Origin of the sequence: uncultured Jatrophihabitans sp. (assembly GCF_964244045.1) — a bacterium.
GTDB lineage: Bacteria > Actinomycetota > Actinomycetes > Mycobacteriales > Jatrophihabitantaceae > Jatrophihabitans.
Genome location: NZ_CAXTHK010000034.1, coordinates 28044 through 38362, shown reverse-complemented (window position 1 = coordinate 38362; position 10319 = coordinate 28044). Strand labels below are relative to the sequence as shown.

General features: G+C 70.2%; 11 protein-coding genes. 1 reads left to right on the top strand and 10 read right to left on the bottom strand.

Going from position 1 to position 10319, the window contains the following annotated elements:
* Positions 1-428: 428 nt before the first annotated feature.
* The 3 genes from ACFFC4_RS19000 to ACFFC4_RS18990 form a co-directional block, all read right to left on the bottom strand.
* Positions 429-614 (bottom strand): hypothetical protein, encoded by a 186-nt coding sequence (locus tag ACFFC4_RS19000; RefSeq protein WP_375503777.1) that lies wholly within the window; start codon positions 612-614, stop codon positions 429-431.
* Positions 615-785: 171 nt separating this feature from the next.
* Positions 786-1202: a VOC family protein gene (locus ACFFC4_RS18995; RefSeq protein WP_375503775.1), complete on the bottom strand. Its 417-nt coding sequence runs from the start codon at positions 1200-1202 to the stop codon at positions 786-788.
* Between the two features lie 342 nt (positions 1203-1544).
* Positions 1545-1811 (bottom strand): hypothetical protein, encoded by a 267-nt coding sequence (locus tag ACFFC4_RS18990; RefSeq protein ID WP_375503773.1) that lies wholly within the window; start codon positions 1809-1811, stop codon positions 1545-1547.
* A gap of 12 nt (positions 1812-1823) precedes the next feature.
* Between ACFFC4_RS18990 and ACFFC4_RS18985 the strand changes: the two genes are divergently transcribed.
* Positions 1824-1979, top strand: coding sequence for a hypothetical protein (locus ACFFC4_RS18985; protein ID WP_375503771.1), 156 nt, complete (start codon positions 1824-1826; stop codon positions 1977-1979).
* Here ACFFC4_RS18985 and ACFFC4_RS18980 read toward each other — a convergent pair.
* The 7 genes from ACFFC4_RS18980 to hisD all read right to left on the bottom strand — a co-directional run bounded on the left by ACFFC4_RS18980 (position 1960) and on the right by hisD (position 10311).
* Positions 1960-5046, bottom strand: a complete 3087-nt coding sequence (locus tag ACFFC4_RS18980) for a BTAD domain-containing putative transcriptional regulator (protein ID WP_375503769.1) — start codon at positions 5044-5046, stop codon at positions 1960-1962. The genes ACFFC4_RS18985 and ACFFC4_RS18980 overlap by 20 nt on opposite strands.
* Before the next feature lie 77 nt (positions 5047-5123).
* Positions 5124-5675 (bottom strand): hypothetical protein, encoded by a 552-nt coding sequence (locus ACFFC4_RS18975; protein WP_375503767.1) that lies wholly within the window; start codon positions 5673-5675, stop codon positions 5124-5126.
* A gap of 224 nt (positions 5676-5899) precedes the next feature.
* Entirely contained in the window at positions 5900-6400 is a 501-nt protein-coding gene (locus tag ACFFC4_RS18970) for an IPT/TIG domain-containing protein (protein ID WP_375503765.1), read from the bottom strand.
* Positions 6401-6731: 331 nt separating this feature from the next.
* The gene (gene hisH / locus ACFFC4_RS18965) at positions 6732-7340 is read right to left on the bottom strand and encodes an imidazole glycerol phosphate synthase subunit HisH (RefSeq protein WP_375503779.1); all 609 of its coding nucleotides are present in this window, start codon (positions 7338-7340) and stop codon (positions 6732-6734) included.
* A complete protein-coding gene (hisB, locus tag ACFFC4_RS18960) occupies positions 7341-7937 on the bottom strand; it encodes an imidazoleglycerol-phosphate dehydratase HisB (protein WP_375503763.1) in 597 nt (198 codons plus the stop codon). It lies immediately after the preceding gene.
* Positions 7934-9016 carry a histidinol-phosphate transaminase gene (locus ACFFC4_RS18955; RefSeq protein ID WP_375503761.1) on the bottom strand — a complete coding sequence of 361 codons (1083 nt, stop codon included), beginning with the start codon at positions 9014-9016 and terminating at the stop codon, positions 7934-7936. Before ACFFC4_RS18955 ends, hisB begins: the two co-directional genes overlap by 4 nt.
* Positions 9013-10311, bottom strand: coding sequence for a histidinol dehydrogenase (hisD, locus tag ACFFC4_RS18950; RefSeq protein ID WP_375503759.1), 1299 nt, complete (start codon positions 10309-10311; stop codon positions 9013-9015). Before hisD ends, ACFFC4_RS18955 begins: the two co-directional genes overlap by 4 nt.
* Positions 10312-10319 lie beyond the last annotated feature (8 nt).

The window sequence follows — 10319 nt, the reverse complement described above, 5'->3', positions numbered from 1 at the left end:
CACCCTAGAACGGTCCTCGTCGCTGCGTCTTGACACAGAGGGGAGCCATGAGCGGTTGCGCGCGTTGTGCCTTCGAAGCGCTAACCTGCGATCACTGCACTCGCTAACGACGATCCACTCGTCTGCGGCCTTCCGGACGGCGGTCGATGCAGCGAAGGGTTCGACCTGTACGTGGCTTCGATGACCTGCGACGCTCGTGATCTCGACGCGCTGTGACTTCTTGTCGCTCCCGCCCAGCAGGGTCTAAACGCTGTGCCTCCCAGCCGCGATGTCCAGCTCTGTCGCGTCGCCGTAACGCAGTTCGGCAACGCGGTGGCCGTCAACCTCAACCAGGTACTTGCGTAGGAGATCGTCGGCACTCGCCACCGGCCGACTAACGAGCAGCAGCGCACCCGGACCGTGCCACTCGCGAGCTGCTAGTCGTACAACTACGTCTCCTTCGCGCAGCCGAACGAGGACGCGAAGCGCGCCAGCAACAAGTGGTGTCGCGAGCGCGAAGGCAAGAACGGCGAACGGTAGGACTGTCGCGCGAGGAGGTAGTACAAACCCAGCGCGATCAGCACGGCAGTACCACCGAGTGCGCCGAGCAGAGTGCGCCGCAGCCCGTAGGACAAGCCTGGTCTCTTCCCTCGACGTCACGACCCAGCGAACGATGCCAGGGCTCACCTGCCAGCTCATGCAGGCATCAGCTTCGCAGCGCGGAGAGCTCAAGGGACTGCCCCTATTTCGGTTGATCAACGTGTCCGGAGAACCGGGTCAGGCTCCTAATGACCGCGCGGCAGCGCTCAACGCGGCATGAGCGCGGAGCGCTCAACACGGCACGAGTGTGCGGCCGGGCCTTCGTCGGGGGGCGTCAACGTCGTGATGCAGAACGGATGGCCGGCCGGATCGAGGAGCACGTTCCAGCGCGGGTCAATCTGCGGCTGCACCAAAATTGCGCCAACCCGAAGAGCGTCGGCCGTTGCTGTTTGTAGATCCGGCGTGGCTGCGAGATCGAGGTGCACCACAGACACGTCTGGCCAGTCGGGCTGTGTGTACGGCGTCACTCGCTGCGCCACGAGGACGATCCCGGCAGCTCGGATGCCGACGCTGCCCGTGCTACTCCACAGCATCTCGCCGCCGAGAAGTTGCTGATAGAACACGCCAAGCTCGTTGGGGTCGGCGCAGTCGAGCGAGACGGCAGCAACCCGGAGCGCAACCACCAATCCAGCATAGGTACCTCTCCGGCCAACGAACGCTCATCGGCATGATCGCGCCGTCCAAGCGACGCGGTACGGCACAAGTCGTTCAGGCGACCTCGTGCGACGGCCGAGCGTCTGTGTTACGTGCGCGCCAAGCCGTCGATCTGTATGAGCTCACGACAAGGCGCTCAGGCACCCGGACGGCTGGTTCGGTCTGAAGATCGGCTGGTGGAAGCAGCGCCGTGGTTGAAGGCTGTGAGCGCGTGGCGTACACGTTGTTCGACCAGTCGCCGGCGGCCTCGAACCGCTGATTCATCTCGTCGAATCCGGTCCAGCCGTTGCCATCCCCGGGGTCGAGGACGTTCATCGTGTTGGCGTCCGGTCGACACCGCCGATCACGATGCTGTGGTAGCCGGGGACCTGGATGAGCAACGGGCCGTGGTCGGTCAACCATTGCTCCCAGCCGTTGGCGTCCTGGCACACCGGGTACACCTGCTGGAGGTTGTAAACGCTCGCGACTTCGCCCAGCTCCTTCTCGCTGGCACCGTCGTCCCAGTTGTCTCCCGGGTATTGCTGCGCCATCGCCGCGACGACGTCGACCGCCACGATCGCGTAGCCGAGGTAGCCCATGACCATGACCCGGTGCCGGCCGCGTCCGCCATTCCCGCACTGATCATCATCGACCCGCGCGACGGCGCGACCGAGGCCTTCGAGCCGGCGTCCGCCTCCGGCGCGACATGCGCCACGCTCGCCGCCGTCGATGCGGCCGCCGGGTTGCTCAAGGACCTGCCGGCCTGATCGCGACGAGCAGGTCGAGGGCGGCGTCGATGGCCGCGCGTGTGTCGATGTTGGGGCGTTCGATGTGCGGAGTATCGGGGGACGGTGCGGCGTTGGCGTTGAGGCGGTTGAGGCGGTCGAGGCGGTCGAGGCGGTCGAGGCGGTTGCGGAGGTCGTCGATCGCGGGCGCCAGCGACGCGGGTGGTGGCCGGTTGCCGCGGTCGCGGATCGCCCGAGCCGCGGCGAGCATCGATCGCAGGGCGCCGTCGCCGGCGCTGCCGGCCGCGTCGAGAATGAGGGCCGCCGTCTCCAGCCCGACGGCGGCGGGGAACGCGACGCTCATGCCGCGCGCCGTCCGCAACGCGTCCGCGCAGCTGTCCGCCGCCGAGACGAGGTCGCCCTGGGCGAGCAGTGACCGGGCGAGTACGGCGCGGATCAGCGGGACCTCGCGTTCGACGCCCAGCTCGGCGGCCTGCTGATCCGCACGTCGGCCGATCTCGACGGCGGCGTCGAGATCGCCGTCGGCGAGGCGCACCCCGGCCGCGACCGACAGCAACACCACGTGGGCGATGCGCTTCGTCCCGGTGTGCAGCGGTAGCGCTTCGGCGGCGAAGTTGCGGGCATCGTCGAGCGCACCTGCTTGCCAGCAGATCATGGCCGCGGTCGGCAGCGCGATCGTCAGTTGCTCGTTCGACCCGCTCTGCCGACACAGGTCGATCGCGCGCCGGGCGTGCTGCGCGGCGGTAGGGTCCACCCGCTCGGCGAGCACGCTGCCCAAGCCCATGGCGGCGGACACCTGCAGGTCGACGTCGAACGGTTCGGCGGCCTTGATCGCCAGGCGAACGTGCTCGATCGCCTCCGCGCCGCGGTCGACGTCGTCGAGCAGTCCGGCGAGGAAGATCAGCGCCCGGGCCCGGAAGCCGTCCTGAGCGCCGTTGAGCAGGTCGGCCGCGTACTCAAGTTCGCGCATGGCCTCGTCGGTGTCTCCGGACCAGTAGCTCAGATACCCGAGTGCGTAGGTGGCGTACGGCGTCCACGGTCCGGACCGGCGGTCACCGAGCAGGCGGGTTAGCCAGAAGCGTCCCTCGTCGACATTCGTGACGGCGAAGTAGCGGTGCAACCGGAACGCGAGCTCCTGGCACCGCGAAAGGTCGGCACGGCCGGTGAGCGCAGCGGTGAACAGCGAACGGATCGAGCCGAGGATGTCGGTGATCTCGTCGACGAATGCCGCGGGCGCGGCCCGGGCGTCGTCGGGCAGGCGCAGCCGGATGGCCCCGGCCAGCCGGGCGTAGGTCTGTCGCTCCTCGTTGCCCTGCTCGCCCGTCGCCTCGTCGTGCTCGGCGAGCAATTCGCGGGCGAAGCGGTGCAGGTCGTCGTCCTGCTGGTAGCGCCACCGTGGCCCACTGCGATCGACGGAGACGAGCCCACGGGCGGCGAGTTCGCGCAGGATCCGGACCACGCGCACCGGGGGGATCGTGTCGTCGGAGACGACCTGCCGGACGAGCGGCAGCCCGACCGACCCGTCCAGCACGCCTAGGCGGCGGAAGACCGTGGCCTCGGCGGTGTCGAGCAGCAGGTAACTACCCAGCGCGACGGCGCGCAGCGGCTCGCGATCACCGGGGGCGCTCTGGCCAAGCTGGTCGAGCAGGTCGCCTGCGGGGACGGCCGGGAGCTGCGCGGCGATCAGCTCGAGCGCGAGCGGCAGCCCACCGCTGCGGCTGCACAGGGCGTAAAGGTGCGGGGCGGACAGCTCGTCCACGACGAGGGAGCCGCCGGCCTCGCGCATACGGTCCTCGAGCAGCCGCACCTGGCTGCTCGCGCGCAGACCTGCGGGGTCGGCCGGCGGCAGCGGGAGGGGGTCGATGGACAGCACCCGCTCCCCCTCGACCGAGAGCGGCAGCCGGCTCGTCGCCAGCACGGTGAGCAGCGGCGCCGCGGCCAGCACGGCGGCCACCAGCGAGGCCGCGCCGTCGACGACCGCCTCGCACCCGTCCAGCACCAGCAGGACCCGACCGCGCGGGGCCAAGCAAGCCGCGATCGCGTGAGCTGTGTCCTCGGTGTCCAGGGCGACGCCCAACGCGAGGGCGATGCTCGAGGCGACGAGCGCATCCTCGGTCACGGTGGCGAGCGAGACCCACATCGGCGGCGCCGTGAACTGCTCGCCCACGATCATGCGGTGCATCGCCAGCCGCGACTTGCCGACGCCGCCGCGACCGGTGACGGTGACCAGCCCGGGGTCGGCCACGGACGCGACGAGTGACGCAAGTTCTGCCTCGCGACCGAGAAACGAGGACGTCTCTGCCGGTACCCGTGCCAGGCTGCTGGCCGTGTGCTCGCGCAGCGAGGCGAGGTAGACCTCGACGGTCTCGCTGCTCGGATCAACGCCCAGCTGATCGGCCAGCACGGAGCGGCAGTGGTCGTAGGCCTGCACGGCACCAGCCCGGTCGCCGGCGCGGTCCAGGGCGAGGATCATCGTCCGGTGCGTTCTCTCGTCGAGCGGATCCGCGGCGACGGCCCGGCGAGCGGTGCTGATCGCCAGCCGGTGGTTTCCGAGCCGACCGGCGCTCTCGACCACTAGCTCGACGGCGTGCAGCGCGGTCGCGTCGACCGCCCGGCGGAGCGGATCGAGCCAGCCTGCGCCCTCGCCCGGCAGCAACTGCTCGCCAAACAATCGGGTCACCGGTTCGACGAGCTCGACGACCGCGCGGTCCCGGCCCTCGGCGAGGAGCAGGTCGCCCCGACGCACCGTGGCCGACGCCTGCGTGACGTCGACCTCGATGCCGACGGCCAGCCGGTACCCGCCCGGGACGGTGGCGACGAGTCCCTGGTCGCCGCCGCCTGCCGCCGCCGTCGAGGTGCGCAACCCGCGGATCACCCCGCGCAGTGCGACGGGCCAGGTCGCCGGCGGGGCGTCACCCCAGATCATCGCCGCGAGCCGATCCCCGGAGACTGGGCCGTCGGACAGCGCGAGGGCCACCAGCGTGACCCTCGCCCGGCGTCCGCCGAGGGACTGACCGGCGATCGTGACCGTCTCGCCACTGGCGTCCACGCCGCTCACCGCGACCACGCCCAGCACGTCGACCCGCATGGTCGACGATCTTAGGAATGCGGTGAGCGGTGAGCATCAGTGACCTCGTCCCGGGCTCTCGGGCCGTTGTCGAGCCGTCACCGCAGCGTGGCGATCATCGCCTTCGCGATGGCTGTCGGGATCGTGTAGTCCGAGCTCCGAGGACCCGAGACCTCGATGACCACGCCATGGCTGAGCACCGCGAGGCCCGTAGTGCTGGTGAACGCCTGGTCGCCGATGCCGGCGACGCTGGTACCGCTGATGGCCTGCTTCTCCTCGTTGAACGTCGTCTGCCCCTCGTTGGGCCTCACATCCAGTCCGTAGTACGCGTCCGGGTCGTCCGGGTCGGCCCCGGCTTTGATGCTGCAGTTCGTCTCGCCGGCCGCTCCCGACGAAAGGAGGGTGATCTTCGCGGCCTTGCCCACCGCCGCGCTGGCCGCCGCCGCCGTGAGGTCTGTGCACTTCGCGCCGCTCGCGCTGCTGGTACCAGTGCTCGTCTTCGACGTGGTCGAACTCGTCGTCGAGCTGTGACTCCCCGCATGGTCCTTCGTCGCCGAGTCCTTCGTCGCCGAGGAGGAGCACCCGCCGACCAGTGCCGCGACCAGCGCACTCGTCGCAACCAGCGTCGTGGATCTGTGGTGGACCGTCATTCTCGTGCTCGCTCTCGATCGTGGGCCTCGATCGGCCGCCTCGCGCGCAATGACATCGATCTTGCGTAACGTCTGGGTAATCGCCGGAGGCATGCGGGCGGCGGCGTCCTGCCTGTACCAGGGCGATGCTCTGGAGTATTGCCGACGATCTGGCGGCAGGTCGGCCCAGATCTCGACCTGCTGAGGCGCCTTGACGCTGCCGATCCGGGCTTCGACGAATGCGGTCAGCTCGGCTGCGTCGAGGTCGGCAGCCGGGCAGCAGGCTGAACTGCGCGCGGGAGCTGTTCAACAACCCGGGCGGTCCGGACGCGCCTGATCACTCGCGGCATAGGAACCCGGGCCGTCGGCTCAGCGGTAGGTGTACTCGACCGCGCGACGCTGGTGCCGCCCGGCGTCGTCACGCGGACCGAGACCGTGCCGCGTGCGTGGGCCGGAGTCGTGACGACGAGCGTCCTCGAGGACACCCGGGTCAGGTGAATCGCGGCCGTGCTGCCGAACACCACCCTGCTCGCGCCGGACAGGTTGCTCCCGGTGATCGTGACCCGGGTGCCGCCAGCGTGCGATCCTCGGGCCGGGTTCAGCCTGCTGAGTGAGGGCGGGGCCACGAAGGTGAACCGGTCGGCGGCGATCACCGCGCTCGTTACGCCGGCGGTCGTGACTCGGACCTGACGTTCACGCAGATCGAGGTCGGCCGACCAGACATCGGGGGCCGCACGAGAAGCCATGAAGTTCGGCCTAGTCACACGATCACCGTTCACTCGCCAAAGCCACGACGAAGCGGACTGTACGCCGGAGATTTTCCATGCCCGATCCCTTCACCCAGCATGCTTGGCGCAGGCACTCGGTCATCTACGCGGGACGCGGACATCGGCATGAGAGGGCGTTCGATCATGACTGCGTGGAGCAACCTGCCTGTCCATCTGCGACGGCCGGGGCGAGACGCCCAAGACCGCGGTCACGTGGACGCGCAGGTGGGTATCACGCAGCGCCACGACCGAATCGTTCCGCGCCGGGCACGTCCACCGGTGGGTTCCGCAACCTGGACACGAGGACGCGTCAGACCGTTCTGAGCCAGTTCTCGAGCAGCGCAGCGCCGGCGTCACCGGACTTCTCCGGGTGGAACTGGGTGGCGCTGACCGTACCGCGCTCGACGGCCGAGACGAAGGGCTCGCCGTGCGTCGTGCGGGTGATCAGCCCGTCGGTCTTGTGGACCGCGTAGGAGTGCACGAAGTAGAAGCGGGTGTCCTCGGCCATGCCCGCGAACAGCACCGAGCCCTCGGCCCGCTCGACGGTGTTCCACCCCATGTGCGGACGCACCGGCGCGCGCAGCGCCTCGACCCGGCCGGGCAGCACACCCAGCCCCGCGGCCTCGACGCCGTGCTCGATGCCGGAGTCGAAGAGCACCTGCATGCCCACACAGATACCGAGCACCGGACGATCGGCGGCCAGCCGCGCGTCGAGCACCGCCCGGGCGCCGACCTTGTTCAGACCGTCCATGCACGCGGCGAACGCACCGACGCCCGGCACCACCAACCCGTCGGCCTCGATCGCAGCGTCGGCGTTGGCAGTCACGGTCACATCGGCCCCCACGCGCTCGAGCGCGCGCTGGGCCGAGCGGAGGTTTCCCGACCCGTAGTCGAGGACGACGACCGTCTTGGCGGCCAGTTAGAGCACACCCTTGGTCGACGGGACGCCCTGCACCCGTGGGTCGAGCTCGACGGCCGCACGCAGCGCGCGGGCAACCGCCTTGTACTGCGCCTCGGTGACGTGATGCCAGTCGCGGCCGGCGTACACGTTCACGTGCAGCGCGATCGCGGCGTGGTGGACGAATGATTCGAAGACGTGCCGCGTGAGCGTGGTGGCGTACTCGGTGCCGATCATCGGCGGGGCACCCGCGGGCTCGTTGTGCACCAGGTACGGCCGGCCCGATAGATCGACGGCGGCCTGCACCAGGCACTCATCCATCGGGATCATCACGTCGCCGAAGCGGCGGGTGCCCGCCTTGTCGCCCGCAGCCTGGGCGAACGCCTGGCCGAGCGCGATGGCGGTGTCCTCGACGGTGTGGTGCGCGTCGATGTGCAGGTCTCCTTCGACCTGGACGGTGAGGTCGAACAGCCCGTGCTTGCCGAAGGAGTTCAGCATGTGGTCGTAGAAGCCGACGCCGGTCGAGACGTCGGTACGTCCCGTCCCATCGAGATCGATCTCGACGAGGACCTTCGTCTCCTTGGTGGCACGCTCGATGCGGCCCGTCCTCGGGTTCATTGCAGTACCTCCAGTAGCGCGGCCCGAAAGGCCGCCATCTCGGCCGGCGTGCCGATGGATACCCGCAACCAACCGTCGGGACCAGTCTCGCGGATCAGCACACCGCGATCGAGCAGGCCCTGCCACACAGCATGGCGGTCGGGGAACGCCCCGAAGAACACGAAGTTCGCGTCCGACGGTGCGGCCTGCAACCCGCGCGAGCGTAGCCAGTCGTAGGTGCGGTCGCGTTCGGCGCGCAGCTCGTCGACCGCGGCGAGCATCTCGCCGGCGTGCGCGAGCGCCACTCGCGCCACAGCCTGGGTCACCGAGGACAGGTGATACGGCAGCCGCACGATCCGCACCGCGTCGACCACGGCCCGCGACGCGGCCAGGTAGCCCAGTCGACCGCCCGCCAGCGCGAACGCCTTCGACATGGTGCGCGACACGACGAGGCGCGGCTGGTTGGGCAGCAACGACAGCGCGCTCGGTACGCCAGCGCGTCGGAACTCGCCGTACGCCTCGTCCACCACGACGACGCCCGGCGCCGCGGCCAGGATCGCCTCGACGTCCGCGAGCTCGAGCGCGGTGCCAGTGGGGTTGTTCGGCGAGGCCAGCAGCACCACCGACGGCTGGTGTTCGGCGATGACATCCAACGTGTGCGGCAGGTCGATGCCGAAGTCGTCGCGACGGCGACCCAGCACCCAGGTCGTGTGAGAGTCGCGGGCGTACTCCGGATACATCGAGTACGTCGGGGCGAAGGACACTGCGGTGCGACCGGGCCCACCGAAAGCCAGCAGCAGTTGCAGCATGACCTCGTTCGAGCCGTTCGCGGCCCACACCTCGTCCACACCGAGCGGCACGCCACCGTCGACGGACAGGTAGGCGGCAAGGTCGGCGCGCAGGTCGAGCGCGTCGCGGTCGGGGTAGCGATTCAGGGTGCGGGCGGCGTCGGCCACCGCAGCGGCCATGTCAACGATCGTCGCCTCCGACGGCGGATACGGGTTCTCGTTGACGTTGAGCATCACCGGGACGTCGAGCTGCGGCGCGCCGTAGGGCACCTCGCCGACCAGTTCGGGGCGCAGCGGAAGCGTGCCGTTCATGACAACCGAACGGCAACAGCCGCCCCGTGCGCGGGAAGGTCCTCGGCGTCGGCCAGGGCGATGACGTGCGGCGCGACCTCAGCCAGTGCGTCGGCCGAGTATTCGACCAGGTGGATGCCCTTGAGGAACGACTGCACCGACAGCCCCGACGAGTGCCGGCCGGTTCCGCCGGTGGGCAGCACGTGGTTCGACCCGGCGCAGTAGTCGCCGAGCGACACCGGGGCGTGCGGGCCGACGAAGATGCAGCCGGCGTTGCGCACCCGCTCGGCGAGCGCGCGGGCGTCGGCGGTGATGACCTCGAGGTGCTCGGCGGCATAGGCGTCGACGACGGCCAGCCCCTGGTCGAGATCGGTGACCAGCACGATGGCCGACTGCTCACCCGACAGCGCGATGCGCACGCGGTCAGTGTGCTTCGTCAGCCCGACCTGCCGCTCAACCTCGGCATCGACGGCCTCGGCCAGCGCTGCCGAATCGGTGACGAGCACCGAGGCGGCAAGCGTGTCGTGCTCGGCCTGGCTGATCAGGTCGGCCGCGACGTGCACGGGGTCGGCGGTGTCGTCGGCCAGCACGGCGATCTCGGTGGGGCCGGCCTCGGAGTCGATGCCGACCAACCCGCGCACCAAGCGCTTGGCCGCGGCGACATAGATGTTGCCCGGCCCGGTGACGACGTCGACCGGCTCAATACCCAGCGGTATGTCGCCGTAGGCCGCGAGCGCCACGGCCTGAGCGCCGCCGACGGCATAGACCTCGTCGACGCCGAGCAGCTCGCACGCGGCCAGGATCGTCGGGTGCGGCAGGCCCCCGAACTCCTTCTGCGCCGGGGAGAACACCGCGATGGACTCGACGCCGGCAACCTGGGCGGGCACCACGTTCATGACCACGCTCGACGGGTAGACGGCCAGCCCGCCCGGCACGTACAGCCCGACCCGGGCCACTGGCACCCACCGCTCGGTGACGGTGCCGCCGGGTACGACCTGGACGTCGACGACCTCGCGGCGCTGCGCGTCGTGCACGATGCGGGCGCGCCGGATGGACTCGGCCAGGGCGGCGCGCACGGCCGGGTCGAGTCGCTCGAGCGCTGCGCGCAGCGCGTCGGCAGGCACCCGCGGCTCGGGGACATCGACGCCGTCGAAGCGCAGGGTGGCATCGCGCACGGCCGGGTAGCCGCGGGCCGCCACGTCCTCGACGAGCGGGGTGACGGCCTGCAGAGCCGCCTGCACGTCGACGCGGGCGCGCGGGAGGGCGCGGCGCAGGTCGGCGGTCGCGGCGGTGGTCAGGTCGAGGCGGCGTAACACCGGGCCGA